This is a genomic window from Pseudomonas mucoides (assembly GCF_015461845.1).
Taxonomy (GTDB): Bacteria; Pseudomonadota; Gammaproteobacteria; order Pseudomonadales; family Pseudomonadaceae; genus Aquipseudomonas; species Aquipseudomonas mucoides.
In genome coordinates this window covers 707,704-733,934 of the sequence record NZ_JACOPW010000002.1, presented here as the reverse complement: position 1 = coordinate 733,934, position 26,231 = coordinate 707,704, and the positions used below count along the sequence as shown (strand labels likewise).

The window sequence follows — 26,231 nt, the reverse complement described above, 5'->3', positions numbered from 1 at the left end:
ACTACACCGTGAGTCATTTACTGGATCAATTGCGGTTTTTCGACCGCAAGCAAAACGAGTTTTCCGACGGTCATGGCGAGACCCGCAAAGAGTCGCGTGACTGGGAGAACGTCTACCGTTCGCGCTGGCAGTACGACAAGATCGTGCGTTCCACCCACGGGGTGAACTGCACCGGTTCCTGCTCGTGGAAAATCTACGTCAAGAACGGCCTGATCACCTGGGAAACCCAGCAGACCGACTACCCGCGTACCCGTAACGATCTGCCGAACCATGAGCCCCGTGGCTGTCCGCGTGGTGCCAGTTACAGCTGGTACATCTACAGCGCCAACCGGCTCAAGTACCCGAAAATCCGCAAGCCATTGCTCAAGCTCTGGCGCGATGCGCGGCAGACCATGGCGCCAGTGGAAGCCTGGGCCAGCATCGTCGAGGACAAGGCCAAGGCCGACTCCTATAAAAGCAAGCGTGGCATGGGTGGCTTCATCCGCTCCAACTGGGAGGAAGTCAACGAGATCATTGCCGCGGCCAACGTCTATACGATCAAGCAATACGGCCCGGACCGGATCGTCGGCTTCTCGCCGATCCCGGCCATGTCGATGGTCAGCTATGCCGCAGGCTCGCGTTATTTGTCGCTGATCGGTGGTGCCTGCCTGAGTTTCTATGACTGGTACTGCGACTTGCCGCCGGCCTCGCCGATGGTCTGGGGCGAGCAGACCGACGTGCCGGAATCGGCCGACTGGTACAACTCCAACTACATCATCGCCTGGGGCTCCAACGTCCCGCAGACCCGAACCCCGGACGCGCACTTCTTTACCGAAGTCCGCTACAAGGGCACCAAGACGGTCGCGATCACCCCGGATTACTCGGAAGTCGCCAAGCTCACCGACCTGTGGCTGAACCCTAAGCAAGGCACTGACGCGGCGCTGGCGCAGGCGTTCAACCATGTGATCTTCAAAGAATTCCACCTGGACAAACCGAGCGCTTATTTCACTGACTACGCCAAGCGCTTCACCGATTTGCCGGTGCTGGTGCTGCTCAAGCAAATGGTCGACAAGGCACCGGGCGCCGGTTACCAGCCGGACCGTTTCCTGCGCGCCAGCGACCTGACCGACAACCTCGGCCAGGAAAACAACCCGGAATGGAAAACCATCGCCCTCGACGTCAGCGGCGAACTGGTTTCGCCTCAGGGTTCCATCGGTTATCGCTGGGGCGAGAAGGGCAAGTGGAACATCCTTCTCCGTGAAGGTGGCGAAGGCCGTGAGATCGATCTGAAACTGAGTCTGATTGGCGATGACGTCGCCGAAGTGGCGTTCCCGTATTTTGCCGGCGAGTCCCACGAGCACTTCCAGCACGTGGCCGGCGATGCCGTGCAATACCGCCGCGTGCCGGTACACAGCGTGGTGTTGGCAGACGGCAGTGTGGCCAAGGTCGCCACCGTGTTCGACCTGTCGGCCGCCAACCTGGCCATCGATCGCGGCCTCGGCGGCGAAAATGTGGCCAAGGATTACGACGACGCCTCGGTGCCCGGCACCCCGGCGTGGCAGGAGCAGATCACCGGCGTCAGCCGCGAGAAGGCCATCCAGATCGCCCGTGAGTTTGCCGACAACGCCGACAAGACCAAGGGGCGCTCGATGATCATTGTCGGCGCGGCGATGAATCACTGGTACCACATGGACATGAACTACCGCGGGCTGATCAACATGCTCATGCTCTGCGGGTGTGTCGGCCAGACCGGTGGCGGTTGGGCGCACTACGTCGGCCAGGAAAAACTGCGTCCGCAATGCGGCTGGCTGCCACTGGCATTCGGCCTGGACTGGAACCGTCCGCCTCGCCAAATGAACGGCACCAGCTTCTTCTACGCCCACAGCTCGCAATGGCGTCACGAGAAAATGAGCATGCACGACGTGCTCTCGCCATTGGCCGATAAATCAAAATTCCCCGAGCACGCCCTGGACTACAACATCCGCGCCGAACGCGCCGGCTGGTTGCCCAGCGCACCGCAACTCAACACCAACCCTTTGCACATTTGCCGTGACGCGGCGGCGGCCGGCATGGAACCGAAAGACTACGTGGTCAAGTCGTTGCAGGACGGTTCGCTGCGCTTCTCCTGCGAGCAGCCGGACAGCCCGGTCAACTTCCCGCGCAACATGTTCATCTGGCGTTCCAACCTGCTGGGCTCCTCGGGCAAGGGCCACGAGTACATGCTCAAGTACCTGCTGGGCACCAAGAACGGGGTGATGAACGAAGACATCGGCCAGGTCGGCGATTGCAAACCCGAAGAAGCCGAATGGGTGGACGAGGGCGCCATCGGCAAGCTTGATCTGGTCACTACGCTGGACTTCCGCATGTCTTCGACCTGCGTCTATTCCGACATCGTGTTGCCGACCGCAACCTGGTACGAAAAAGACGACATGAACACCTCGGACATGCACCCGTTCATTCACCCGTTGTCGGCAGCGATCGACCCGGCGTGGGAATCGCGTTCCGACTGGGAAATCTACAAAGGCATCGCCAAGGCATTTTCCAGCATGTCCGAAGGGCACCTGGGCGTTGAAAAGGATCTGGTGACCATCCCGCTGATGCACGACAGCGTCGGCGAACTGGCCCAACCGTTTGGCGGCACCGACTGGAAAAGCGACGGCGTGGCACCGGTGCCGGGCAAAAACGCACCGAATCTGCACGTGGTGGAGCGTGACTACCCGAACATCTACAAACAGTTCTCGTCCCTCGGGCCATTGCTGGAGAAAAACGGCAACGGCGGCAAAGGCATCAACTGGAACACCGACGACGAAGTGAAATTCCTCGGTGAACTCAATCACAAAGAAGGCGATGCCGGTATCAGCCAGGGTCGGCCAAAAATCGACACGGCCATCGATGCGGCTGAAGTGATTCTGTCCCTGGCGCCGGAAACCAACGGCCAGGTGGCGGTCAAGGCCTGGGCCGCGCTGTCGGAATTCACCGGCATCGACCACAGCCACCTGGCGCTGTCCAAGGCCCACGAGGCGATTCGTTTTCGCGACATTCAGGCACAGCCGCGCAAGATCATTTCCAGCCCGACCTGGTCGGGCCTCGAAGACGATCACGTCAGCTACAACGCCGGCTACACCAACGTTCACGAAGGGATCCCATGGCGCACCATCACCGGTCGCCAGCAGTTCTACCAGGATCACCCGTGGATGCAGGCGTTCGGCGAGCAACTGATGAGTTATCGCCCGCCGGTCAACACCCGCACCATCGAAGGGGTGAAAGGCAAGCGCAGCAACGGCGAGATCGAAATCGTCCTGAACTGGATTACCCCGCACCAGAAATGGGGCATTCACAGCACCTACAGCGACAACCTGCTGATGCTGACCCTCAGCCGCGGTGGGCCGATTGTCTGGCTCTCGGAAAACGACGCGAAACGCGCCGGCATTGAAGACAACGACTGGATCGAGTGCTTCAACGTCAACGGTGCGCTGACCGCCCGGGCGGTGGTCAGCCAGCGCGTCAAGGACGGCATGGTGATGATGTATCACGCACAGGAACGGATCGTGAACGTGCCCGGTTCGGAAACCACCAAGACCCGTGGCGGGCACCACAACTCGGTCACCCGCGTTGTGCTCAAGCCGACCCACATGATCGGCGGCTATGCCCAGCAGGCCTACGGTTTCAACTATTACGGCACCGTCGGTTGCAACCGCGACGAATTCGTCGTGGTACGCAAAATGTCCAAAGTCGACTGGCTCGATGGTTCATCCGGCGATGACCTGCCGCGTCCCCTGCCGACCGATATCGAGGAGAACTGAGATGAAGATTCGCTCACAAATCGGCATGGTTCTGAACCTGGACAAATGCATCGGTTGCCACACCTGTTCGATCACCTGCAAAAACGTCTGGACCAGCCGCGAAGGCATGGAATACGCCTGGTTCAACAACGTCGAATCGAAACCCGGGATCGGCTACCCGAAAGAATGGGAAAACCAGGACAAGTGGAAGGGCGGCTGGATCCGCAATGCCAACGGCACGATCAACCCGCGTATTGGCGGTAAATTCCGCGTGCTGGCAAACATTTTCGCCAACCCGGACCTGCCGAGCCTCGACGACTACTACGAGCCGTTCGACTTCGATTACCAGCACTTGCACACCGCGCCACTGGGCGAGCATCAGCCCACCGCGCGTCCGCGTTCGCTGATCTCCGGCAAGCGCATGGAAAAAATCGAGTGGGGTCCGAACTGGGAAGAAATCCTCGGCACCGAATTCGCCAAACGTCGCAAGGACAAGAACTTCGACAAGATTCAGGCGGACATTTACGGCGAGTACGAAAACACGTTCATGATGTATTTGCCGCGTTTGTGCGAGCACTGCCTCAACCCGACGTGCGCGGCGTCGTGCCCGAGCGGTGCGATCTACAAGCGAGAAGAAGACGGCATCGTCCTGATCGACCAGGAAAAATGCCGGGGCTGGCGGATGTGCATCAGCGGCTGCCCGTACAAGAAGATCTATTTCAACTGGAAAAGCGGTAAGTCCGAGAAATGCATCTTCTGCTACCCGCGTATCGAAGCGGGGATGCCGACCGTTTGCGCGGAAACCTGCGTCGGGCGCATCCGCTACCTCGGCGTGCTGCTGTATGACGCCGACCGCATCAGCGAAGTGGCGAGCACCGCCAATGAGCAGGACCTGTACGAGAAACAACTGGAGATATTCCTCGATCCGAACGATCCGGCAGTGATTCGTCAGGCCCTGGCCGATGGCGTACCGCAATCGGTGATCGATTCCGCTCAGCGTTCGCCAGTCTACAAAATGGCCGTGGACTGGAAACTCGCTCTGCCGCTGCACCCGGAATACCGCACCTTGCCGATGGTTTGGTACGTACCACCGCTGTCGCCGATCCAGAACGCCGCGACCGCCGGCACCGTCGGCATGAACGGGGTGATCCCGGATGTCGACAGCCTGCGTATTCCCCTGAAGTACCTGGCGAACTTGCTGACGGCGGGTGATGAAAAACCGGTCAAGCGTGCGCTTAAACGCTTGCTGGCGATGCGCGCCTACAAACGTTCCGAGCAAGTCGACGGCGTGCAGGACCTGCAGGTGCTGGCGGATGTCGGCCTGAGCGTGGCCCAGGTCGAAGAGATGTATCGCTACCTGGCGATCGCCAACTACGAAGACCGTTTCGTGGTACCGAGCGCCCACCGTGAAGACGCGATGAGTGACGCCTTTGCCGAGCGCTCCGGTTGCGGTTTCAGCTTTGGCAGCGGCTGCAGCGGCAGTTCCGACACCAACATGTTCGGTGCGAAGAAAGCCAACCGCCGCGACATCCTGAAAACCGTCCAGTTGTGGGAGGAATGAGCATGCAAATTCTCAAAGTGATTTCGCTGCTGCTCGATTACCCGACCGAGACACTGATTGGCGGTCGCGACGAACTCGAGCAAGCGATCATCCAGTCACGGGAAATCAGCCCCAAGCAACGCGGCGCGTTGTTCGAATTGTTGGAGTTGATCTGCGCCAATGACCTGATGGATGGGCAGGAGCACTACGGTGCGCTGTTCGGTCGAGGTCGCTCGCTGTCGCTGCTCTTGTTCGAGCATGTGCATGGCGAATCCCGCGACCGTGGCCAGGCGATGGTCGACATGATGGCGCAATACGAAGAAGCCGGGTTTGCCATCGGTGTCAAAGAGCTGCCCGATTACATCCCGCTGTACCTGGAGTTCCTGTCCACCCGCGAAGACATCGAGGCCCGCGAGGGCCTGGCGGATGTGTCGCACTTGCTGGCCTTGCTCGCGGCGCGTCTGGAAGAGCGCGAAAGTGCCTATGCCAGCTGCTTCCGCGCGCTGCTGCAAATCGCCGGGGCCGAGCCGCATCAAGCGGTCGCCGACCTGCGCGAGCAGGTCGCGGCGGAGCCGCGCGACGACTCCCTGGAAGCCCTCGACAAGATCTGGGAAGAGGAGGCCGTGGACTTTCTCCAGGCCGAACAGCAGGACCGTTGCAGTGGACTGCCAAGCGCACCGGGCAAGGCCCGGGAAGAAAGCGCGGTGCCGTTGCACTGGGTGGATTTTCAGCATGAAGGGTTGGCCGTCGTGCCGGCCGAGGAGGTAGGCAATGTCTAAATGGAACCTGTTGTTGTTCGGGGTCTATCCCTACGTCGCCCTGGCGATTTGTCTGATTGGCAGCTGGGCGCGCTTCGATCTGTCGCAGTACACCTGGAAGGCCGGCTCGAGCCAGATGCTCAATCAGCGCGGCATGCGCGTGGCGAGCAACTTCTTCCACATCGGTGTGTTGTTCGTACTGGCCGGACACTTTGTCGGCCTGCTGACCCCGGCGTCGGTTTATCACCACGTGATCAGCACTGAGAACAAGCAGTTGCTGGCGATGGTGTCCGGTGGCTTCTTTGGTCTGTTGTGCCTGATTGGCTTGCTGATGCTGGTCAATCGGCGGCTGACCGATCCACGGGTCCGCGCCACGTCCAGCCCCTCGGACATTCTGATTCTGCTGGTGCTGCTGGCGCAGTTGCTGCTGGGGCTGCTGACGATCGTTGCGTCCACCGCGCACATGGACGGCTCGGTGATGGTGATGCTCGCCGATTGGGCGCAGAACACCGTGTTGTTGCGTCCGGTGGAAGCAGCGGCGGCCATCGCGCCGGTCGGGCTGATCTACAAGCTGCATGTGTTTCTCGGTTTGACTCTGTTTGTGCTGTTCCCCTTCACCCGTCTCGTACACATGATCAGCGCACCGATCTGGTACCTGGGGCGTCGTTATCAAATCGTTCGTCAGAAGTACTGAGGAGACAATCATGTCAGGTGGATGCGGATGTGGTGGCGGTAATGGGGGCAGCGGTGGCTGCGGTTCTTCAAAAAAAGCGGAGGCCGTTCTCGACATGGCGCCGGTCGCAGAGGCGCAGTTCGAAGCGCTGCCGGTTGAGCCCGCAGGGGCCGATGACGCCCCGGCGCAGTTGATCGCCAGCAGTGAACAGGAGTGGCCGATCATCAGCGTCAACGAGGTGTCGATCACGCCGGAAGCGATGGCCCAGGAGCTGCAATATCACCCGGCCGAAAGCCGTGAGGAGGCGGTGTATCTGGCCGCCCGGGCGCTGGTGATCCGCGAGTTGTTGCAGCAACGCATTGCTGAGCTCGGCGTGTCGTTGGAGATCGGTGCTGGCGAGAACGAAGAAGAAGCGGCCACTTGCTTGTTGCTCGAACGTGAGGTGAAAGTGCCGCAGTGCGACGAGGAGTCGAGTCTGCGTTACTACGAAAACAATCGCGGGCGCTTCCACAGTGCTCCGTTGCTGGCGGTGCGGCACATCCTGCTCGAATGTGCGCCGGACGATGTCGAGGCGCGCAGCCTTGCGCATGTTCAGGCGGAAATCCTGCTGCAACGTCTGGATGAATTCCCCGGCACTTTCGCCGAACTGGCGGTGAAATATTCGGCCTGCCCGTCGAAGGCTCAGGGTGGTTCTTTGGGGCAGATCAGTAAGGGCCAAACCGTGCCTGAACTGGAACGTCAGTTGTTCACTCTGGCACCGGGCCTGGCCAGCAAACCGCTGGAAAGTCGCTACGGCTGGCATGTCGTCAGTGTCGATCAGCGGATCGAAGGCATGCCGTTGCCCTATGAAGTGGTGTCGACGGCGATCCGCACGCAGTTGCAGCAAGGCGTCTGGCAAAAAGCCCTGGTGCAATACCTGCAAACCCTGATCGGTGCGGCGGATATTCGCGGTATCCATTTGCAGGGCGCCGACTCACCGCTGGTGCAGTGAGCATCGGGGCAAACCGGGAGATGTGATGAACGCTGTAATGCAGGATGGTTTTGGACGGCAGATTGATTATCTGCGGATGTCGGTGACGGACCGCTGTGATTTTCGCTGTGTGTATTGCATGGCGAAAAACATGACCTTCCTGCCGCGTCAGCAGGTGCTCACCCTTGAAGAGTTGCAGCGTTTGGCAACGCTGTTCGTTGGCCTGGGTGTACGCAAGATTCGCCTGACCGGCGGCGAGCCGCTGATTCGTCCGGGCATTGTCGAACTTTGTCGCAACATCGCCGCGTTGCCCGGTTTGCGCGAACTGGTGATGACCAGCAACGGCTCGCAGCTGGGCCGTCTGGCCCGGCCGTTGGTCGATGCCGGGGTGAAGCGGATGAACATCAGCCTCGATAGCCTGGACGGGCAGAAGTTTCGCGCGATCACCCGCATTGGCGATCTCGATCAAGTGCTCAACGGCATTGAGGCAGCACGGGACGCGGGGTTCGAGCGGATCAAACTCAACTGCGTGGTGATGAAGGGCCGCAACGTTGATGAAGTCCCGGCGTTGGTGCAGTACGCCATCGACCAGCGCATCGATATCAGTTTCATCGAGGAAATGCCCTTGGGCGATGTCGGGCGTTCCCGGGGTGAATCGTTTTGTTCCAGCGACGAGGTTCGGTCGCTGATCGCCAGCCAGCATCGGTTACTCGACAGCACCGAAAACAGCGGCGGACCGGCACGCTATGTGCGTCTGGAACGCCATCCCGAGACCCGGATCGGCTTCATTTCACCCAACAGCCACAACTTCTGCGGCAGCTGCAACCGGGTACGGATGACCGTTGAAGGGAAGCTGTTGCTGTGTTTGGGGCAGGACGATGCCCTGGATTTAAGAGGATTGCTGCGGCGTTATCCGCTGGATGATCAGCCCGTGATCAATGCCGTGCAGAAGGCCTTGCGCGGCAAGCCGTTGCGCCACGATTTCAGCCCCGACGGGGAGGTGCAGATTGTACGGTTCATGAACATGAGTGGCGGTTGAATTGCCCTGCACGGTTCCTAAAACACCGAAAACCCAATGTGGGAGCGGGCTTGTCACAGAATCACCGGAAAATCTTGATGTCGATCAATTGCAGATCAGCGCTTTGTCCGTAGTCTTCACTGCATGTTGTGTTTTGTTGTCAGTAAACATCTATATGTAGTATCTGGAGGCCAAATGCAGAGCACGCTGATCGCAGTAGGATGTAACCGCTTGCACAAACGCGATGGCAGTCAGGTCGCCTTCGATGCCGACAAAATCCGTCAGGCATTGATCGCCGCCGGCAAGGCGACGGGGGAGTACGGCGAGGTTGAGGTTGAAGGCTTGCTGAACGCGGTATTGGCCAGGCTCGAAGGTTTGCCAAGACTCCATGTCGAGCAAATCCAGGACCGTGTTGAACGGGTGTTGATGGACGCCGGTTTTTTCCTCGCCATGCGCGCCTACATCGTCTACCGCGAACAGCACGGGCGCTTGCGCCGCGACCGCCGGACCATGGTCGAGGTGGCGACTTCGATGAACGAATACCTGGACCGTGAAGACTGGCGGGTCCAGGCCAACGCCAATCAGGGGTATTCACTGGGCGGTCTGGTGTTGAATGTGTCGGGCAAGGTCACTGCCAACTACTGGCTGGACGAGGTGTACAGCGAGGCCATAGGCCAGGCCCACCGCGAGGCGGATTTGCATGTGCACGACCTCGACATGCTCGCCGGTTACTGCGCCGGCTGGTCGCTGCGCACCCTGTTGCACGAAGGGCTCAACGGTGTGCCGGGGCGTGTTGAAGCCGGTCCGCCAAAGCACTTGAGCAGTGCCTTGGGGCAGATGGTGAATTTTCTCGGCACCCTGCAAAACGAATGGGCCGGCGCCCAGGCGTTCAGCTCGTTCGACACCTATCTGGCGCCCTATGTGCGCAAGGATCAATTGAGTTTTCAGGAAGTTCGCCAGGCGATCCAGGAGTTCATCTACAACCTCAATGTACCGTCACGCTGGGGCACGCAGACGCCATTTACCAACCTGACCTTCGACTGGGTGTGCCCCCAGGATTTGCGTGAGCAAATACCCGTCATCGGCGGTGAAGAAATGCCGTTTGCCTATGGTGACCTGCAAGCCGAAATGGAGCTGCTCAACCGCGCTTACATCGAAGTGATGCAGGCCGGCGACGCGAAAGGGCGGGTGTTCACCTTTCCGATCCCGACCTACAACATCACCCATGACTTTCCGTGGGACAGTGAAAACGCCGATCGTCTGTTCGAGATGACCGCGCGGTACGGCCTGCCGTATTTCCAGAACTTCCTCAATTCTGACCTGCAACCCAATCAGGTGCGTTCAATGTGCTGCCGTTTGCAGCTGGATGTGCGCGAGTTGCTCAAGCGTGGCGGCGGCTTGTTCGGCTCAGCGGAACAGACCGGATCGCTCGGCGTTGTCACCATCAACTGCGCACGGCTGGGCTATGTGTTCAAGGGTGACACCAGTGGATTATTGCAGCGCCTGGACACACTGATGGAACTGGCGATGGAAAGCCTGGAGGTCAAGCGCAAGGTGATTCAGCACCACATGGATGCCGGTTTGTACCCGTACACCAAGCGCTACCTCGGAACCCTGCGCAACCATTTCTCGACCATCGGCCTCAACGGCATGCATGAAATGCTGCGCAATTTCACCGGCGACGAGGAGGGCATGCACACCGAGCATGGCCGGCAGTTTGCCCTGAACATGCTCGATCATGTGCGCGCCACGTTGCTGCGTTTCCAAGAGGAAACCGGCCATATGTACAACCTGGAAGCGACGCCGGCCGAGGGCACGACTTACCGCTTCGCCAAGGAAGACCTCAAGCGTTACCCCGGCATTCTCCAGGCTGGCAGCGTGCAAGCGCCGTATTACACCAACTCTTCCCAACTCCCCGTGGGCTACACCGAAGATCCCTTTGAGGCCCTGGAGCTTCAAGACGAACTGCAATGCAAATACACCGGCGGCACCGTCTTGCATCTGTACATGGCCGAGCGGATTTCCTCGACCGAGGCGTGCAAGCAACTGGTGCGCAAAGCCCTTGGCCGCTTCCGCCTGCCGTACCTGACCGTGACCCCGACGTTCTCCATCTGCCCGGTGCACGGCTACCTCGATGGCGAGCATGAGTTCTGCCCCAAATGCGACGAGGTCTTGCTGCTGCAAGAACAGAAGCTCGGCACCGTTCATTGATTTCGATCCACTCAACCGCAAGGAGCTTCACCATGACTGCATCGCAAACACTGCCCCAGGCTCAACGTCAACGCTGCGAAGTCTGGACCCGGGTGATGGGCTATCACCGTCCTGTGTCGGCGTTCAATCCGGGTAAACAGTCGGAGCACCGTGAGCGGGTGCACTTCACTGAAAGCGCGGCGCTGGCCGGGCGCCAATGAGTCGAACGCTCCGGGTCGGGGGCATGGTGCCCCTGACCACTATCGACTATCCGGGACAGCTCGCCTGCGTGCTGTTTTGCCAGGGGTGCGCCTGGCGTTGTCGTTACTGCCATAACCCGCAGTTGATCCCGCCTCGTGGCACAGACGAAGTGGATTGGCGGCGGGTGCTGGCGTTTCTGCAACGGCGTCAGGACCTGCTCGATGCCGTGGTGTTCAGCGGCGGTGAGCCGACCCTGCAGGACGGCTTGCTCGGCGCCATGGACGAGGTGCGGGCGATGGGGTTTCGCATTGGTTTGCACAGTGCCGGTATCAAGCCGGCTGCGTTCGCCAAGGCATTGCCTGGCGCTGATTGGGTCGGCTTCGATGTGAAGGCGCTGCCCGAGGATTGCCAGGCGATCACCCGGGTCGAAGGCAGCGGAACCGCCAATTGGCGCAGTCTTGATCATCTGCTGGCCAGTGGTGTCGATTATGAATGTCGTACCACCGTGCACTGGCATCTGTTCGAGCCGGCGCGGTTACTGGTCCTCGCGCAGCGTTTGAGCGAACTCGGCGTCAAGCGTTTCGCCGTGCAACTGGTTCGCACCGAGCGGATGTTCGACCCGTTGCTGGCGAGCGTTTCGGCACAAGAGCTGCTGCCAGAGTTGTGGGAGGCCATGCGCGAGTTGTTTCCGGCGTTTGTGTTGCGGGGATAACTTAGGCCCAGCCCCAGAATTGCAACCACCAGCCACATCCCACCATGCCGATGGCCAGTGACAGGCACAGACTGCCAGACGCGGACCGCGCCAGGGAAAGACCTTCGCGGTCCAGCCGTTTCCAACCCAGCAGCAGGCTCCAAGCCATCGCAGCTATTAGCAAAGCGGCCCGGGCCGGTTGCACCCACTCCAGCAGCAAACCTTCATAGCGCAGCAGTTTCACCGTTGTCGCCGACAGTCCGAGAAACAATCCTGCACCACCCAGGGGCGTCAGTGTCAGTGCCAGGGGCAAATACAGCGCGCGATCCTGCGCCAGACGGGCGGTCAGGCGCAGTAGGATCATCAACCCGGTGCCAAGAGCCAGCGAACTCAAACTCAGGTAAGCGACGATGCTGAAACCGTCGAGCCAGCTGAAGCTGTCGTTGAGCTGCGGGTAATGGGTCAGCAGCCACCAGGGAGCGTTGTCCTGCAGAGCCCAGAGCTGATCGTGTTCGACCAGCCACTGGGCCAGGTATTGTTTGAGGGCGACAAACCCTGGGCTGACCGTCCACTGAAACGCACCCATGGCCAAGCCGATCACGCCAAACAGCAGCAAGCGGGCGTCCCAGGGGGACAGGGTTTGCGCTGTCACGTGAAGAATCTCCTGATTGCTGGAGCGGGCGATCAGTTGCACGGCACCGCGTTGCCCGCTGCAGCGTCCGCAGGCGTGGCAATCACTGGCGCCTTGCAGGCGGCGGATATCAAGCAGGGGCGCGCAATTGGGTGGCGGCAGGCGCGGTGCGGAATTTTCAATCCAGCGTTGTTCATCGACCTGAAAGTGCACAGGGGCCAGCCGGGCGAGCAGGGCGAAGACGCCGCTGACCGGACACAGATAACGGCACCAGACCCGTTTGCCCCGGGCGAACAGCAAGCCGACGATGACCGCTGCCACAGTCGAGCCGCCAAGAATCAACAGCGCGGCCTGGGCGTAGTCATAGACGCTGATCAATTGGCCGTAGAGGGTCGTCAGGCAGAACGCCAATGTTGGCCAGCCGCCCCAGCGCAACCAGCGCGGCACACCCAGGCCTTTACCGTAATGGCTGGCCCATTCGCTGAGCGAACCTTCCGGGCACAGAACGCCACACCAGAGTCGGCCGAAGAACACCATCGACAGCAGCACGAACGGCCACCAGATCCCCCAGAATAGAAACTGCGCGAGCAAGGTCAGGTTGTCGAGTATCCGTGCCTGGCTGTCCGGCAGCGGCAACAACGCCGGGGTCGCCAACAGCACTGCGTAAAACGCGACAACAGCCCACTGCACCCCACGGATGACAGGTGCGTGGCGACGCATTCCATCACCCAGACGCTGGAGCCATCGATTGTGCCGGCTCAGGTCGGGCATGGCAGGTTTTCCGCAGTGCGTTGCCGTAGCCAGCCGCCGACGGCCAGCCAATAACCGATCCATGCCAACACGGTCAGGCCACTGGGACTTGCCCGATAACCGGCGAAACCTGCAAGAAAGCCACCCAATCCATGGCTGTCGCTCAGCAACGTGCTGCTGTCCCACAGCGCTTCGCCAACGAGGCTGTAAACCACGTCTGGCAAATCCAGGGCGAGCAGTTGGCCGCCGATTCGCTCAGTGCCGCTGACCAGCAACGCCGCACCGAGCATGAGCAAGATGACTTCGCTGAGGGCAAAGAACCGTTGCCATGAAATGAATCGGCGACTGCAGTGCAGCTGCGTAATGGTCAGCACCGACAGCACCAGTCCCAAAATGCCGGCGACGGCAAAAAAACCGAGTTGCGGACCTCGCAGCCGAGCCCCAGCGCCATAGAGAAAGACCACCGTTTCGCTGCCTTCGCGGCAGATCGCGAGCATGGCCAGCAGTAACAGACCTGCGCCACCTTGCCGGGCCAGGTGGCTATCGGCGTGTCGTCGCAAATCGTGGTTGAGGGTGCGCCCGTGACGGTGCATCCAACCCACCATCTGCACGATCAACAGGCTGGCAGCCAGCGCGAGTGCGGCCTGGAACCATTCACTGGCCGACCCGCTCATGGCCTCGCCGGCAAACAGAATCAACACTGCCAGCAGACCCGAGAGCATCAACCCCAGCACCACACCCGCCCACAGGTATTTGACCAGCCGATGACGTTGGCCTTGCTGGCTGGCCCAGGCCTGGAGAATGCTGATCACCAGCAGCGCCTCGACGCTTTCGCGCCAGACGATGAACATTGATTGATTCATGAAAGCTCCGTGCGCCAACAGGTTATTTCGCGAGGATGCCGCCCTCGGGCAATTGCGGATTGAACTCGTCGAAAAAGGGGTAGTGACCGGGCCTCAGGGGGTGAATCACCACGAAGGTGGTCACGCCCGGCGACAGGACTTTTTCAACCCGCAACGGCGTGCTCTCGAACTCGGCCGGACCTTGGCCGACGTTCTTCAGAACAATCTTGAAGGGCTGTCCGGCCGGCACCTCCAGCAAGGCCAGCGTGAAGTGGCCATCGCGAAGGCTCAGCTCGTAACTGGGTAACTGGGCATAAACGGTCAATGGCACGACGGCTCCGGCGAGGGTCAGCCAGGCAATGTGCAGGCGCTTCATTCAATAGCCGCCTTTTTTGCCGATGCCGGCGTAGATGAATTCGTAGTGCAGTTCGCAGCGTTCGAACCAGGGGGCGACACCGGTTTCTTTATCGGTGTGGCGCCCGAGGGAGCCATGCCCGCCGGGTGGCAGAATGGTGAACGTCAGCTGATATTTACCGGGGCCAAGCAGCTTTACATTGTCGCCATAGTGCGGCCCGTCGTTGGCCACCATGGCGTGGAAATCGCCTTTGATCTCGGGCTCGCTGCTGTGTTTTTTCAGGCTGAAAGAAACGTTGAGGTAGGGCACAAAACTACCTTCCTGAAAGCCCTGTCGATTGTCCGCCATGGCGCGAATGTCGGCTTCCAGATGCACATCGGAATCTGCGGTGGCCCGCATCATCCCGGCAGGCTCCATCTCGATCGGCTGCAAGTACACCGCCCCGACTTCCAACCCGGGGCACGACTGTGGTTCACCGATTGGGTATTCCTTGGCATGAGCCAGCGGTGTAAGCATAAGCAGGGCAAGCGACAGCGAACAGGGGATGCGCATGATGTCTTCCTGGGCATTGGCGAGTAGGAGCCGGAGTCTAGGAAGCTTTGCTGCGAACAATAATGATTACTATCAAGTTTCGAGCAATTAAATCGACGGCTCATCACGCTGGCGAAATCGCTGGGCGCGCTCGACGCTGTGGGTCATCTGTTCGGCTGCGTGAATGGTCAGCGGATGCTGGGTAAAACCGGGTCTGGGGGAAATGTAGGTGGCCATCTCCCGCGCGACGGCGAGTTGGTGTTCCGATCCATCGGCCAGCAGGGCGATGACCAGGTTTTCCAGGGCAATCACTCGGACACGCAGATGAACCAGTTCGGCGTTGGTCAAGGCGGGCGGAGCGGTAAACGCTTTGTCATCGAGAGATGTTGCGGCATCTTGATCGTCCCAAGTTGATAGGCCGCTTGGGAAAGGATTTTTATTGAGCATGAGAGACGTCTCCAATTCTATTAAAGCATTAGCTTAGCCCCGGGATTGCGAAGGAGGTGAGCGCAGTCACCCGATGTCGATTCTTGATGTGTATCAAGGCTGGCTTTGCGTAACGTCTGTAGGTTGGAATAAAGCCTCCCAATGAACGGAGATCGGCATGGCCAAGAACTTCCCCATCAACCCCAAGCACCCCGAACGGATCTGTTGGGGGTGCGACCGTTATTGTCCGGCGAAGTCCTTGGCCTGTGGAAATGGTTCCGACCGAACGATGCACCCGGCCGAACTTTTCGGCGAGGATTGGCATGTGCCTGGTGACTGGGGCATCGAGAAGCTCATCACTACTGACAAGCCGACAGATGATGTAGCGGACACCTGGACTGGCAGTCAGAGCGAATAGGCTTAATTGTATGAGGGACAGCCATTTATTCCCCTGTGTCGTTAAGAGGCTTCAATGATTCTGACGATTAAAAAGTCGGTATTAACCTAGTTGGTATGTCGGATTAATTATTGATTTCCCAGTGTTCAAACAATCAGAATTTGTATTTGATGAAACCTGATGCCGCAAAAAAGCTAGCAGATATCGCATATTGACAGCTAATCAGGCTCAAATTACCATCCGGCGCCATTGGTAGTTAATACACTAAAGGCGAAGCAAAAGTGAAAAAGTTACTCTTTCTGCTGGCCCTGCTTTCCCCTGTCATGGTAATTGCTGGCGAGCCTGATCATTTTGCTATTTGCGATAAGCTCATGCCGGATATTGCGCATAGTTATGATGTGTACAACTTGGCGCTGGTGAATAATGGTAGTTCATATGTGCCGGGTGAAGGTGTTGTGCTCTGTGTGTATGACGGTGTTGTTCGGAAATTTTTCGGTGATAATGCTGTAAGAGTTATGGCGACATTTAATGTTGCCAGCAATAAATACAATGTCCGGTTCTGATAGTGGGTCGTCACTCGGGGGGGGCGTTCTGACGCGCCTTCAGCGGGTTGTTGGAATCATGTTTTTTCATCATCTATATCAATGGGCGATCGTACTCGAAGCGTTAGCGGGCCCACGCCCTCGAATGCACGAGGGTGGACAGTAACGGTAGTAATCTCAAGGAGAAGGAGATGGCAAAGTACCTCATCGCTCATGTGCGTCAGGGTGGGCAAAACATGATAATTTTCCCACTGGATGCTTCATTCGGCAGTCAGTCTAACCACTCGCAAGAAGCGATTATGAGGACGTTTCAGTTAGCGGCTGCCGGCGCAAGTCTCGCGGGACATGTCGTCGTTATCTGGCGGTCGGGGAATCACACTTACTTCAGAGCACCCTATGCGTGGCACTCTTTTTTCACATCACCAGACGCTTATACATTTGTGATGAGCAACCTCAACAAAGAGCTAACGATCTAGCTCTTTTACAAGATCGCCAAGTTCTGTCGCGCAACATCATTGCAATCATCCTGGCAGCGCGGCATCACCCCTGCGGGCGGGCTTTATATTCATTCTTGAATCGTTAAGTCAGCCCGTAACTCCTGCATCGTGGGTAATCCCGGATTCCGGGATTACCGCACCTCCAGCAAGAACACACCTTCCCATGGTTGGCAAAAATCCCGGCGTTATTTCCGCACGTTCTGGTACAGCATCAACCGTGAGGTTTCATGCATGGCGCGGGTCAACTCTGACAATCGCTTGAACTCTTCGGGGTGTTGCTCGGCGACGTTGTCCAGCGGCGTCGGTGAGGCGAGGTCATGGAGAGTTGGCGAGCTGCCGTCGTGTTCCATCTGTAGCAAGTAATGTTGAGTCACGCCGGCAATCAGCGGGAACGTGCCTTCGCGCAACACCAATGGCACCACGCGTTCGCCTTCGGGTGCAGGTTGCTGAATATCACGTCCCATGCCGCTGTTGCGAAATTCAAGGCCGGCCATACCGGCCACCGTTGGCAGTAAGTCCACCAGGCCGACGGCTTCCTCGACCTTGCGCGTCCCGATCAGGGCGGGCGCGTGGATGATCATCGGCACTGCGTTGCTTTCCAGACCCAGTTGCTCGTAGGCCGGTGGCAGGAAAGGGATCTGGGCGATGCGGGTGTTGTGGTCGCCAAACAGCACGAAAATAGTGTTTTCGTACCAGCCGCCGGCCTTGGCAATTTCCATCAAGCGTCCGATGTTGAAGTCCAGCAAACGCACGGCGTTGTATTGTTCGACACTGCGCGAACCGGCGGCCTGGACTTGCTCCAGAGTAGGGTGCTTGACCTCGAATCCGTCGTTGCTCTTTGGAATCGTGAAGGGGCGATGGTTGCCGGCTGTTTGTACGTAGGCGAAGAACGGTTTGTCCTTGGGCAGCGTTTGCAGGATCTGGTCGGTCTCTTTGAACAGGTCCAGATCCGAAATGCCCCAGACATCCACCACTGGGGATTTCCAGTCTCGCTCGTCGTACAGGCGAACGCCGTCGATACTTTGCTTGATCAAGGCATTCATGTTGGCCCAACCGGCGTTGCCACCAATGGTGTAGATCTTCTCGTAGCCGGTGAAGGCATTGACCAGCGTGTTTTGGTTGGTGATCAGTGGATGACGCGTCGCGGTATCCTGGCGAGTAACGTCAGGTACCCCGCTGATGCTGGCCCAGACGGTTTTTGCGGTCCCTGTCACCGGCACATAGAAGTGCTTGAAGAACCAGCTCTGCGTGGCCAGGCGATCGATATTGGGCGTCGGATTAATCGGGTTGCCATAGGCCCCGACAGCGCTGGTGCCCAGCGACTCAAGCATCACGAACACCACGTTCGGTGGCCGCGAGCCCGCTACTTTGTAGGGTTGTGGTGCCTGGTGACGGACAAAGTCAAGGGCCTGTGGATCGGGTTTATCAACGCCCAGATAGTTAGTCATGACCGCATACAGTTCGCGTACTGTCGCTTCGTCATAGCGCGACTGGCCGACTTTGACGGTGTCGTAGAAGAAAATGACCGGGTTAAGGCCCAATGCGGCGATCTGGTTATTGCCCGAGAAGAACGCATCACTCCAGCGCAATGGCACCGGATTTTCAAGGTTCAAGTGCTCGACACGGCCCAAAATACCCAGCAGTACCAGCACGACCATCAACGCACTGCCCCACGCCGCGGAGAGCCGGTGAATGACGTTGCGGGGGCGGTCCAGCGTGACGCGCTCCAAACGGATCAGCGCCAGTGTCACGAACGCGACGGTTGCCAGCCAACCCAATGAAATCCAGATGACCGGGTAGGTTTGCCAGACCATATCACGGGATATTTGCGCATCCTCGATGAAGCGCAACACCGTGGCGTTGATCCTCACGCCGAGGTAGGCGTAATGGCCAAAATCGACGATGTAGATCAGCAGCATGGCGCTGAGAACGGCGACCAGATACCCCCGGGCGATGCAGCGAACGAGGTGGCTACTGATCAGGTTCCAGCGAGGGATCCAGGCCAATAACGCCAATGGCAGCATGACCAGAATGGCCAGGCGCAAGTCGAAGCGAAAGCCGATGCCCAGAGTTTCCAGAACGGCATTGTCGTCGCTCAGGGCTTTGGCGTCGAAACCGGAAAAGCCGAAAAAGAACACCACCCGCAGCAGTGCAAACAGCACAAACGCGATCGCTGTTGCGCCCAGCCAGTAATGCAAACGTCTCGATTTCAGCCAGCCCATCGATGTTTCCCTATTAAGAATTTCGTTAATTTTCAAACGGATTCGTTTGGTATTGGGCGGCGCAGCGTGATGCATCGGCGATACGTCCAGCGCGTCCCCAGCACCAGCAGCGTCAGGCCGCAATACAGGCCCAGTAGTGGATCAATCAGGTAGTCCCAATAGTTGTGGGAAGGTTTGATCCCGGCGAGGAAGGCCAGGGTCGCGCTCGTCAACAACACGACGGCCAGGTAATTGCGCAGGTAAAACAGGCTGAACGTCAGCAGTGCAACGACAAACAACAGGGGGCGTGGGCTGAACCCCCGTCGGTAAGGGTCCAGATCACTCAAGCCCAGCGTTGCCGGATATAACACCAGGGCCATGACGGCGAAGAGGATCAGTACGCCGGTTTGATCACGCTGCGCGGGCGGCAACACATCCAGTCGACGCAGGCAGCCCCACCCCATGAACACCAATGAGGTGATCGCGAGGTCATCCATGTGGCTGCGCAAGTAAGCGGCCAGCGAAATCCCGTCCAGTGGTATGAAGCTTGCGACCAGCAATGTAAGCAACAGCGCGATGCGCCAGACCCTGTTCAGGCCAAAAGACGGCATTGCCAGGAAGATGATCATTGCGAAGCTGAGATGGGCTTGCCACAGGCTGATCATTTGAGACGCTCGGACAGCCAGATATCGTTGAAAGACACGTGTTTGATGAAGGTGTTGTTCCAGGTATAAACCAAGTGATACATCCCGTCGGGGCTGCGGATGAAGTACGGGTATTCGTATTCAAACTCACACCCTTCGCTTTTGCAGACGCGTTTGTCGAGGTTGTCGAGGAATCGCGCCTCCAGCGGTTGGCGGAGCTTGCCACTGGAGTCGCGGAACTCTTTCCCGATGAGTTCCTTGTAGGCGAGGGGTGAATACGGATCGCCCTCGGGGTCCGGTGATTTGTCCAGATCGCGCACCAGGCGCCAATCGTCCATTTTCGCATCGGTGAGATAGAGGCTCAGCTTGAAGCGCCCCTCTTGCAGGTCATTGAGCGCTACCAGCAATCCGTGTCCTGGCGTCGCAACGGCCGCCAACGAGGAATTGGGGTTCGATGGATCGAGCGGATAAGGTTCGCTCCAGGTCTGTCCGGCATCCTCGGTGCGGCTCGCCAGGACTCGGTGGTGCGTGTCGCCGGCATAGCGCAACATGGCGATACCACGCTGACCGTCCAGCGGAACGACCGCGGGTTGCAATGAGTTATTGCCGTGGCTGATGCGGTATTTATCGATCACTTCACCGTCTGCGCTCAAGTACAGGTACTCGGCAAACTTGCCCAGAAACTCGTGGTAGACCGGCAAGCCGATGGAGCCGTCGGCATGGAACACCGGTGCCGACCGGACCAGGGTGCTGATGTTCAGAAAGGGTGAAGTGATTAATTGGCGCGGTGCCGACCAATTCATACCCAAGTCGTCTGAAACCATCACATTGACCGCGCTACCGGCCCAGCCGCCCATGGACACGGAGACGAAGAACAGCCACAGGCGATTGTCCGGCGCCAGTGCAATGACCGGGTTGCCCAGTTTTCGGATGTATTTTCGAGTGCTTAGCTGGGTCGATTCCCGAGTGGCCATGACCTGTTCTTCACCCCACTCGCCGGTACTCACGTTGAAGCGAGCGGAGCGCACCTGCACATCGGCGGCGCCTTCGCGAGTGCCGGCGAACCAGACCGCCATCAAGCTACCGTCAGGCAAGGCTGTTACCGCTGAAGAATGCACGAAGTCCACCAGCCCGGAGGAGGCGAAACGGCTGGTATAAATGGGTTTGGCCGTCTGATCCGTCACCGGCAAAACCGGGCTTGTCGGGGCAAAGGAGGAATGCTTGGGGGCAGGGTGGGTGAACCATGCGCCCGCAAAGAGGCAAGCAAGGGCGAGGTAAACACCTAGGGCCGGAATGCTGGGGAGCTTTATGTGCATGATGAAGGCGTTGGCATCTCATGGCCCGAAAAGGCGCACAAGCTAACACTCGGTAGTACCAGATCGGACTTTATGTATTTCTATTGTGTAAGCAGTTGTTTTGAGCGTGGGGCCCTGTTCGCGAACAAGGACTGATTGAGTCGCTGAGACCACCGGGTTAGATGGATTGCGCATTTATTCCAGGTGCGGGGAGCAATCGTGTTCGAGGAAAGCGCCTGACCCTGGAACACCCTCGCGGCGCGAGGTGGCAGGGGAGACAACGATGACAATGACGCTCGTATTGATGGGTAACTATGCGATCAAGGGGCCGTTCTGGGCACTTTGTTCCGAATCCCTGCCACCAGCGACTTTGGCCACCGGGATTGCGGCGATCAATACCTTTGCCCACCTGGGGACCGGCGCCATGAGCTCAGTGATTGGGGTGTTGCGTGATCAGACCGGGAGCTTTCCTATCGCACTGATGCCGCTCTGTGCATTGACCGCAATTGGTTCGCTATTGGTGTTTATGATTGGCAAAAAGAACCGTCGTGCGGCGCAAATCGCTTCGGTCAGCAATTAACCTATTCACTCGGGGGAGGCTCGGAATGGGCGGGCCTCCTCGTAGCCTATGATCCATTTTTCAAGATGTAGCGTTGATTGCCGAACTCGCTTGGACAAAACCGGGTAGACAAAGCTGGAGCCTGCACCGTTAACATCGGTTAGACGACCGTTAGACCCAAATATGCAGAAGCAGTGGTGGGAAAACCGAGCGAGATCAGGCAGGCCAGCCTCGCTCACATCATGGACAAATAGGCCATGAGCAAAACGCCCAGGATTGCCGTAATGACATTTATGCCAGGGCCAGCATTGACGCTGTAGCCAAGCGGGATCTCAACGGGTTTGAGGGTCTTGACTACCTTTTTGTATTGCCAGGATGACCAACAGGCAACCCATGAACCCAGCATCAGAAAAGCCAGTCCGATCCAGAACGAAAAATGTTTCCCAGGAGGACCCAGAACGCCCGGCTTCAGCATCTGCAGCAGTAGTCCGGATCGTTCAATCACAAAACCAAATGCCATCAGCGAAAGGCTGGTTCGGTTCCATGCCAGCAACGTTCGCTCAGCGGCAAAGAACACGCGTGGATCGTTCAGGTCGGACATCAAAATCTCCTTGTTCAAACAGGTTTTGAAACTGCTCCGCTCAGAATAGTTTTAAACACCAGCAACCCACCACGGGCACCTTCAGGCACCCGCAAGTGTGCAACGGTGGTCGCTCAGCAACGGTTACAGGTTTTGATGCCTAGCAATGTATAGACAGGGCAGAAACGGAAAATGCCAGTGGCCAGCGGCACTAAACCTATCCAACCCCACACGCCGATCACACCGGACAGACTGAGGCCAATGAGCAGCAGACCGGCGATAATGCGCAGGCTGCGGTCAATGGTTCCAATGTTCGCTTTCATGGCGATCTCCCAATCAATGGCTGCGCCGGGTCTCCAGCGCAGTAAACAACAACATGCCGGCCAGCATGGCCAACATGAATACGATCACTTGCCAGCGTCCTGTCAGCAGAATTGCCACTGCGGGACCCGGACAGATGCCAGCGATTCCCCAGCCGATGCCGAACACCAGGCTCCCGCCAATCAAGCGCGGGTCCAGCTCACGTTTGACCGGTAGCTGCATTGGCCTTCCCAGCAGCGAACTGGGTTGTTGTCGTGCCCAGGTTAGCGGGCCAATGGCCACACCAATTGCCCCGACCATGACCAACGCCAAGGAAGGGTCCCAAGCACCGGTTAGATCCAGGAAAGCGAGTACTTTGCCGGGGTTGGCCATGCCTGCCAGAAGCAGACCCAAGCCGAAAAGCAGACCCGCAATGAACGCAGTCAGTTTGGTCATGTTCAACTCCCCAGCAGATGACGCAAGACAAACACCGTGACGAAACCACTGAACATGAAACACGCAGTGGCAACCATCGATCGCGGCGAAAGGCGCGATATGCCGCACACCCCATGGCCACTGGTGCAACCTGAACCGTATCGTGTGCCGATGCCCACCAATAGACCGGCGACGATCAGTCCGAACCAGCCACTTTTGAACTCAATCTGCGGCAACGTGGCGAACAAGCCCCATAGAAGTGGCGCGATGAGCAGGCCCAGGAGAAAAAGTGCTTTCTCACTTACCCCCTCGCTCCCACGCTGTAAAAGACTGCCGATCAGACCACTGATGCCTGCGATACGCCCGTTAGCGACGACGAATAGACTGGCCGCCAAGCCAATCAATGCGCCGCCAGCAAGGGACGACCAGGGAGTGAAGTTGAGCCAGTCGACATTCATGGAGCTTCTCCGACGCAAAATTGTTGATACAGGGTTTGGATGACTGCCAATGCTGCGGGACTGCTGATGCGATAGAACACCTGCTTTCCGTCACGGCGGGTCTCCACCAGGCCTTCGCGGCGAAGCACAGCCAGCTGTTGAGAAAGCGTCGGTTGCTGTATCCCCAGCAGTGACTCCAGATCGCTGACATTGCGCTCACCCTGAGATAGCTGGCATAGGAGGATCAAGCGATCCGGATTGGCCAGGGCTTTAAGGAATTGGCTGGCAGCATCGGCATTGGCGTGTAGCTGCTGGAGATCTGATTCGGGCATACGATTGATCACTAATTGTTCAGTTATCCAGATTATAGTATATAAAAAAACTAAGTGTATAGCGGCATTCAATTGGGCTCGTCACTGGCAGGGGAGGTCGGGGCAAGTCTCGGGCTATAGGCGAGTCTTGGGCAGTCCTGGAAGTGGATGACTCATGTTCATGACTAAATAGCTTTCACCAGCAAGGCCACCGCAACCACCATAGAAACGGCGGCGAACCCTTTTTGTAGGTGTGGACCCGCGAGCCGTGCCGCGATCAGACGCCCGCCTACCATTCCGACCAATGCTCCAGTGGAAAACGGAAGGGCCACTGCCCACTGCAAGTGCCCAGCTGCCGAGCTTGCAGCAACGCCGGAAATTGAAACCAGCGCAATAACGGCAAGCGACGTCGCAAGCACCGACTGCGCTGTCAAATTGGTGTATCGCTGGAGCGCCGGCACCATCACAAAGCCACCGCCCACGCCGAGCAAGCCGGAAAGCCCGCCCGCAACAACGCCAGAGACGGTGAGTGCCCATGCACACGGACCCGTCCAGTTAAGCTTTCCTCGGTTCACGTCCAAAAGGCAAGGCGGCGGTTTGGATGTGACGGGGGGCTTCGACTCCGTGGAGGGAGGGAGTGATCGTTGATATACCCGGAATGCAACGTACATCAGCACGAAGGCAAACATGATCGTTAACGGACGGTTAGGCGTGCGCTGCGCCAGCCAAAGGCCAAGTGGAGAACACACGATCCCCGCTCCCGCAATTAGAAGCGCAGCTTTGTAGCGAACGGTGCCGTTTTTAAGTCCCATTGCGGCACCCAGGGTCGCGGCTAAACCGACAGCCAGTAAACCAATTGGCCCTGCCTCGGCCATGCTCAACCCCACTCCAAATACCAGTAATGGAACAGCCAGTATTCCACCTCCGGCACCGGTCAGAGCCAGAATCACCCCGACAGTAAGCCCGAGCAGTAAGACGGCGATCATCTCAGTCTCCTCGCTTTCAGGCCTGGTTTCATACGTCGGCCATCTCAGGTTTCGCCATCCACTCATGGCCCTTGAGCATTCCCTTCCAATACAGCGGTGGAAGAATCCGCTCTTTGAGCAACCATGCCAGCCTGGATGGCCGAGTACCGTCAATCAGCCAGGATGGAAAGCTGGGGGCGACCTTGCCGCCATAGGTGAATTCAGCCAGTACGATCTTGCCGCGTTCAACCGTCAGCGGGCAGGAGCCATAACCGTCGTAATGGGCGCTGCCTTTTGCTTTACCCATTGCAGCCAACACGTTATGGGCAACAACGGGCGCCTGCTTGCGTGCTGCTGCCGCGGTTTTGGCGTTGCTGGTGTTGGTGGCGTCGCCCAGTGCGTGAATATTGCCCCAGGTTTTATGGCGCAACGTGGCAGGGTCGACATCGATCCAGCCAGCCGCGTCAGCGAGAGGGCTGACCCGAACGAAATCCGGCGCAATCTGCGGTGGCACCACATGAAGCAGATCGAAGTCGCGCGTCACACAATGGGCGCTGCCATCCGGATTGACGCAATTGAACGTTGCAGTCCGTGCAGGTCCATTCACGCTGGTGAGCGTGTGGCCGAAATTCAGGTCGATACCATAAGCCGTGATGTATTCCATCAGTGCAGGCACATAGTCGGGAACCCCGAACAGCACCGCGCCGGCGCTGCAAAATTCGATCTCGACGTTGTCCAATACACCGGCACGCCTCCAATGATCGGCAGACAGGTACATTGCTTTTTGCGGCGCCCCGGCACATTTGATTGGCATGGGCGGTTGCGTGAAAACCGCACGGCCACCACGCAGTTGCTGCACCAGTTCCCACGTGTAGGGGGCAAGGTGATACAGGTAGTTTGAAGTCACGCCGTTGCGGCCCAAGGTGTCCGACAAACCCTCGATGGCATGCCAATTGAGCTTCAGGCCAGGGCACACGATCAGTTGCTCGTATTTGACGACTCTGCATCCATCAAGAATGACGGCATTTCTCTCGGGTTCGAAAGCGGCGACCGCCGACTTGATCCAGTGCACACCGCGGGGGATGGTCGTACCCATCGTGCGAGCGGTTTGGGGTGCATCGAAGACGCCACAGCCGACAAGGGTCCAGCCAGGCTGGTAGTAGTGCACATCGGCCGGGTCGATGATGGCAACGTCGATCCCAGGATCTCGCGCCAATAAACTGGATGCAGTCGCGATACCTGCCGCACCGCCTCCGATGATGACCACGGTATGCTGCGCCTCAGCCACTTCGACCGGCGTACGCCCCTGATTGGCAATCCGGCGAATGACGCCTTTCATATCGAACCCGGCTTTTTTGGCCGTCTCGACGATGTGTGGCAGGGGTTGTTTGCCCGCTTGTGAGAGTGCCCACATCGTTGTCGAGCGCATGCCGGAACGGCAATAGGCCAACACCGGTTTTGGCAGTGTTTCAAGGAGCTTGCCGAAAGCAATACCTTGCTCGTCGGTGACTTTGCCGGATTCAGCGGGAAGGTAGTGCGCTTCAATGCCGACTGCTTCGGCCGCACGTTTGATTTCGGCAAACAAGGGCTGATCACTGCCTTCGCCATCGGGACGGTTACACACGACGGTGCGAAAGCCGGCCTCTTTCAGTTCGGCCATTTGGTTGGGAAAAATCTGTTCGGATACCGACAGTCCAGGCGCAAGGTGGCGAATGTCCATAAGTGACTCCG

At 58.5% G+C, this 26,231-nt stretch carries 27 protein-coding genes; 12 read left to right on the top strand and 15 right to left on the bottom strand.

Going from position 1 to position 26,231, the window contains the following annotated elements:
• Positions 1 to 8: 8 nt before the first annotated feature.
• The 9 genes from H8F22_RS11955 to H8F22_RS11915 all read left to right on the top strand — a co-directional run bounded on the left by H8F22_RS11955 (position 9) and on the right by H8F22_RS11915 (position 11,823).
• The gene (locus H8F22_RS11955) at positions 9 to 3,782 is read left to right on the top strand and encodes a nitrate reductase subunit alpha (protein WP_194940202.1); all 3,774 of its coding nucleotides are present in this window, start codon (positions 9 to 11) and stop codon (positions 3,780 to 3,782) included.
• Between the two features lies 1 nt (position 3,783).
• A complete protein-coding gene (narH, locus tag H8F22_RS11950; RefSeq protein ID WP_010460230.1) occupies positions 3,784 to 5,322 on the top strand; it encodes a nitrate reductase subunit beta in 1,539 nt (512 codons plus the stop codon).
• A gap of 2 nt (positions 5,323 to 5,324) precedes the next feature.
• Complete coding sequence (narJ, locus tag H8F22_RS11945) at positions 5,325 to 6,080, top strand: nitrate reductase molybdenum cofactor assembly chaperone (protein WP_027923688.1); 756 nt, start codon at positions 5,325 to 5,327, stop codon at positions 6,078 to 6,080.
• Positions 6,073 to 6,753, top strand: a complete 681-nt coding sequence (narI, locus tag H8F22_RS11940) for a respiratory nitrate reductase subunit gamma (RefSeq protein WP_017338871.1) — start codon at positions 6,073 to 6,075, stop codon at positions 6,751 to 6,753. Before narJ ends, narI begins: the two co-directional genes overlap by 8 nt.
• A 10-nt stretch (positions 6,754 to 6,763) precedes the next feature.
• A complete protein-coding gene (locus H8F22_RS11935; protein WP_194940201.1) occupies positions 6,764 to 7,723 on the top strand; it encodes a peptidylprolyl isomerase in 960 nt (319 codons plus the stop codon).
• Between the two features lie 25 nt (positions 7,724 to 7,748).
• Positions 7,749 to 8,741 (top strand): GTP 3',8-cyclase MoaA, encoded by a 993-nt coding sequence (gene moaA, locus H8F22_RS11930; RefSeq protein WP_027923690.1) that lies wholly within the window; start codon positions 7,749 to 7,751, stop codon positions 8,739 to 8,741.
• Positions 8,742 to 8,915: 174 nt separating this feature from the next.
• On the top strand, positions 8,916 to 10,931 hold the full coding sequence (locus H8F22_RS11925) for a ribonucleoside triphosphate reductase (RefSeq protein ID WP_027923691.1): 2,016 nt from the start codon (positions 8,916 to 8,918) through the stop codon (positions 10,929 to 10,931).
• A 32-nt stretch (positions 10,932 to 10,963) separates the two neighbouring features.
• The gene (gene nrdD / locus H8F22_RS32890) at positions 10,964 to 11,131 is read left to right on the top strand and encodes an anaerobic ribonucleoside-triphosphate reductase (protein ID WP_017338867.1); all 168 of its coding nucleotides are present in this window, start codon (positions 10,964 to 10,966) and stop codon (positions 11,129 to 11,131) included.
• A complete protein-coding gene (locus H8F22_RS11915; protein ID WP_032833513.1) occupies positions 11,128 to 11,823 on the top strand; it encodes an anaerobic ribonucleoside-triphosphate reductase activating protein in 696 nt (231 codons plus the stop codon). The genes nrdD and H8F22_RS11915 overlap by 4 nt, the downstream gene beginning before the upstream one ends.
• A gap of 1 nt (position 11,824) precedes the next feature.
• Here the strand turns inward: H8F22_RS11915 and H8F22_RS11910 are convergent, their stop codons facing one another.
• From H8F22_RS11910 to H8F22_RS11890, 5 genes are all read right to left on the bottom strand, one after another.
• Positions 11,825 to 13,204 carry a 4Fe-4S binding protein gene (locus tag H8F22_RS11910; protein ID WP_194940200.1) on the bottom strand — a complete coding sequence of 460 codons (1,380 nt, stop codon included), beginning with the start codon at positions 13,202 to 13,204 and terminating at the stop codon, positions 11,825 to 11,827.
• Entirely contained in the window at positions 13,192 to 14,046 is an 855-nt protein-coding gene (locus tag H8F22_RS11905) for an FTR1 family iron permease (protein WP_194940199.1), read from the bottom strand. Before H8F22_RS11905 ends, H8F22_RS11910 begins: the two co-directional genes overlap by 13 nt.
• Positions 14,047 to 14,068: 22 nt before the next feature.
• A complete protein-coding gene (locus H8F22_RS11900; protein WP_194940198.1) occupies positions 14,069 to 14,401 on the bottom strand; it encodes a cupredoxin domain-containing protein in 333 nt (110 codons plus the stop codon).
• Positions 14,402 to 14,932, bottom strand: coding sequence for an iron transporter (locus H8F22_RS11895; RefSeq protein WP_194940197.1), 531 nt, complete (start codon positions 14,930 to 14,932; stop codon positions 14,402 to 14,404).
• An 87-nt stretch (positions 14,933 to 15,019) separates the two neighbouring features.
• Complete coding sequence (locus H8F22_RS11890; RefSeq protein ID WP_027923697.1) at positions 15,020 to 15,358, bottom strand: hypothetical protein; 339 nt, start codon at positions 15,356 to 15,358, stop codon at positions 15,020 to 15,022.
• A 157-nt stretch (positions 15,359 to 15,515) separates the two neighbouring features.
• Between H8F22_RS11890 and H8F22_RS11885 the strand changes: the two genes are divergently transcribed.
• Positions 15,516 to 15,755: a DUF3079 domain-containing protein gene (locus H8F22_RS11885; RefSeq protein WP_027923698.1), complete on the top strand. Its 240-nt coding sequence runs from the start codon at positions 15,516 to 15,518 to the stop codon at positions 15,753 to 15,755.
• Positions 15,756 to 16,015: 260 nt separating this feature from the next.
• Positions 16,016 to 16,297: a hypothetical protein gene (locus H8F22_RS11880; protein ID WP_027923699.1), complete on the top strand. Its 282-nt coding sequence runs from the start codon at positions 16,016 to 16,018 to the stop codon at positions 16,295 to 16,297.
• 661 nt (positions 16,298 to 16,958) lie between these two features.
• Here H8F22_RS11880 and H8F22_RS11875 read toward each other — a convergent pair.
• From H8F22_RS11875 to H8F22_RS11865, 3 genes are read right to left on the bottom strand one after another with little or no spacing between them, the layout of a single operon-like run.
• Positions 16,959 to 18,995 carry an LTA synthase family protein gene (locus H8F22_RS11875; RefSeq protein WP_027923701.1) on the bottom strand — a complete coding sequence of 679 codons (2,037 nt, stop codon included), beginning with the start codon at positions 18,993 to 18,995 and terminating at the stop codon, positions 16,959 to 16,961.
• A gap of 32 nt (positions 18,996 to 19,027) precedes the next feature.
• Positions 19,028 to 19,639: a hypothetical protein gene (locus H8F22_RS11870; protein ID WP_027923702.1), complete on the bottom strand. Its 612-nt coding sequence runs from the start codon at positions 19,637 to 19,639 to the stop codon at positions 19,028 to 19,030.
• Entirely contained in the window at positions 19,636 to 20,934 is a 1,299-nt protein-coding gene (locus H8F22_RS11865; protein ID WP_194940196.1) for a sialidase family protein, read from the bottom strand. Before H8F22_RS11865 ends, H8F22_RS11870 begins: the two co-directional genes overlap by 4 nt.
• Before the next feature lie 262 nt (positions 20,935 to 21,196).
• Here H8F22_RS11865 and H8F22_RS11860 point away from each other — a divergent pair, with 262 nt between their 5' ends.
• A complete protein-coding gene (locus tag H8F22_RS11860) occupies positions 21,197 to 21,493 on the top strand; it encodes an MFS transporter (protein WP_228758757.1) in 297 nt (98 codons plus the stop codon).
• Between the two features lie 214 nt (positions 21,494 to 21,707).
• Here H8F22_RS11860 and H8F22_RS11855 read toward each other — a convergent pair whose 3' ends face one another.
• The 7 genes from H8F22_RS11855 to H8F22_RS11825 form a co-directional block, all read right to left on the bottom strand.
• A complete protein-coding gene (locus H8F22_RS11855; protein WP_027923705.1) occupies positions 21,708 to 22,073 on the bottom strand; it encodes a YidH family protein in 366 nt (121 codons plus the stop codon).
• A gap of 113 nt (positions 22,074 to 22,186) precedes the next feature.
• Positions 22,187 to 22,375: a YgaP family membrane protein gene (locus tag H8F22_RS11850; protein ID WP_027923706.1), complete on the bottom strand. Its 189-nt coding sequence runs from the start codon at positions 22,373 to 22,375 to the stop codon at positions 22,187 to 22,189.
• A gap of 13 nt (positions 22,376 to 22,388) precedes the next feature.
• Complete coding sequence (locus H8F22_RS11845; RefSeq protein WP_027923707.1) at positions 22,389 to 22,808, bottom strand: DUF6691 family protein; 420 nt, start codon at positions 22,806 to 22,808, stop codon at positions 22,389 to 22,391.
• Positions 22,809 to 22,810: 2 nt separating this feature from the next.
• The gene (locus tag H8F22_RS11840) at positions 22,811 to 23,245 is read right to left on the bottom strand and encodes a YeeE/YedE family protein (RefSeq protein ID WP_027923708.1); all 435 of its coding nucleotides are present in this window, start codon (positions 23,243 to 23,245) and stop codon (positions 22,811 to 22,813) included.
• Positions 23,242 to 23,556: an ArsR/SmtB family transcription factor gene (locus tag H8F22_RS11835; protein WP_027923709.1), complete on the bottom strand. Its 315-nt coding sequence runs from the start codon at positions 23,554 to 23,556 to the stop codon at positions 23,242 to 23,244. The genes H8F22_RS11840 and H8F22_RS11835 overlap by 4 nt, the downstream gene beginning before the upstream one ends.
• 164 nt (positions 23,557 to 23,720) lie before the next feature.
• Positions 23,721 to 24,521 carry a sulfite exporter TauE/SafE family protein gene (locus H8F22_RS11830; RefSeq protein WP_059182824.1) on the bottom strand — a complete coding sequence of 267 codons (801 nt, stop codon included), beginning with the start codon at positions 24,519 to 24,521 and terminating at the stop codon, positions 23,721 to 23,723.
• A 28-nt stretch (positions 24,522 to 24,549) separates the two neighbouring features.
• A complete protein-coding gene (locus tag H8F22_RS11825) occupies positions 24,550 to 26,220 on the bottom strand; it encodes a bifunctional protein tyrosine phosphatase family protein/NAD(P)/FAD-dependent oxidoreductase (RefSeq protein WP_027923711.1) in 1,671 nt (556 codons plus the stop codon).
• Positions 26,221 to 26,231 lie beyond the last annotated feature (11 nt).

Bases quoted from the DNA above. Each gene is read 5' to 3' on its own strand.
- H8F22_RS11860 (WP_228758757.1), top strand. From the start codon at position 21,197: ATGACAATGACGCTCGTATTGATGGGTAACTATGCGATCAAGGGGCCG.
- H8F22_RS11865 (WP_194940196.1), bottom strand. From the start codon at position 20,934: ATGCACATAAAGCTCCCCAGCATTCCGGCCCTAGGTGTTTACCTCGCC.
- H8F22_RS11850 (WP_027923706.1), bottom strand. From the start codon at position 22,375: ATGAAAGCGAACATTGGAACCATTGACCGCAGCCTGCGCATTATCGCC.
- H8F22_RS11830 (WP_059182824.1), bottom strand. From the start codon at position 24,521: ATGATCGCCGTCTTACTGCTCGGGCTTACTGTCGGGGTGATTCTGGCT.
- H8F22_RS11835 (WP_027923709.1), bottom strand. From the start codon at position 23,556: ATGCCCGAATCAGATCTCCAGCAGCTACACGCCAATGCCGATGCTGCC.
- H8F22_RS11905 (WP_194940199.1), bottom strand. From the start codon at position 14,046: ATGAATCAATCAATGTTCATCGTCTGGCGCGAAAGCGTCGAGGCGCTG.
- H8F22_RS11840 (WP_027923708.1), bottom strand. From the start codon at position 23,245: ATGAATGTCGACTGGCTCAACTTCACTCCCTGGTCGTCCCTTGCTGGC.
- H8F22_RS11875 (WP_027923701.1), bottom strand. From the start codon at position 18,995: ATGGGCTGGCTGAAATCGAGACGTTTGCATTACTGGCTGGGCGCAACA.
- narJ (WP_027923688.1), top strand. From the start codon at position 5,325: ATGCAAATTCTCAAAGTGATTTCGCTGCTGCTCGATTACCCGACCGAG.
- H8F22_RS11855 (WP_027923705.1), bottom strand. From the start codon at position 22,073: ATGTCCGACCTGAACGATCCACGCGTGTTCTTTGCCGCTGAGCGAACG.
- H8F22_RS11825 (WP_027923711.1), bottom strand. From the start codon at position 26,220: ATGGACATTCGCCACCTTGCGCCTGGACTGTCGGTATCCGAACAGATT.
- moaA (WP_027923690.1), top strand. From the start codon at position 7,749: ATGAACGCTGTAATGCAGGATGGTTTTGGACGGCAGATTGATTATCTG.
- H8F22_RS11870 (WP_027923702.1), bottom strand. From the start codon at position 19,639: ATGATCAGCCTGTGGCAAGCCCATCTCAGCTTCGCAATGATCATCTTC.
- H8F22_RS11890 (WP_027923697.1), bottom strand. From the start codon at position 15,358: ATGCTCAATAAAAATCCTTTCCCAAGCGGCCTATCAACTTGGGACGAT.
- narH (WP_010460230.1), top strand. From the start codon at position 3,784: ATGAAGATTCGCTCACAAATCGGCATGGTTCTGAACCTGGACAAATGC.
- H8F22_RS11915 (WP_032833513.1), top strand. From the start codon at position 11,128: ATGAGTCGAACGCTCCGGGTCGGGGGCATGGTGCCCCTGACCACTATC.
- H8F22_RS11895 (WP_194940197.1), bottom strand. From the start codon at position 14,932: ATGCGCATCCCCTGTTCGCTGTCGCTTGCCCTGCTTATGCTTACACCG.
- nrdD (WP_017338867.1), top strand. From the start codon at position 10,964: ATGACTGCATCGCAAACACTGCCCCAGGCTCAACGTCAACGCTGCGAA.
- H8F22_RS11900 (WP_194940198.1), bottom strand. From the start codon at position 14,401: ATGAAGCGCCTGCACATTGCCTGGCTGACCCTCGCCGGAGCCGTCGTG.
- H8F22_RS11925 (WP_027923691.1), top strand. From the start codon at position 8,916: ATGCAGAGCACGCTGATCGCAGTAGGATGTAACCGCTTGCACAAACGC.
- H8F22_RS11910 (WP_194940200.1), bottom strand. From the start codon at position 13,204: ATGCCCGACCTGAGCCGGCACAATCGATGGCTCCAGCGTCTGGGTGAT.
- H8F22_RS11845 (WP_027923707.1), bottom strand. From the start codon at position 22,808: ATGACCAAACTGACTGCGTTCATTGCGGGTCTGCTTTTCGGCTTGGGT.
- H8F22_RS11935 (WP_194940201.1), top strand. From the start codon at position 6,764: ATGTCAGGTGGATGCGGATGTGGTGGCGGTAATGGGGGCAGCGGTGGC.
- narI (WP_017338871.1), top strand. From the start codon at position 6,073: ATGTCTAAATGGAACCTGTTGTTGTTCGGGGTCTATCCCTACGTCGCC.
- H8F22_RS11885 (WP_027923698.1), top strand. From the start codon at position 15,516: ATGGCCAAGAACTTCCCCATCAACCCCAAGCACCCCGAACGGATCTGT.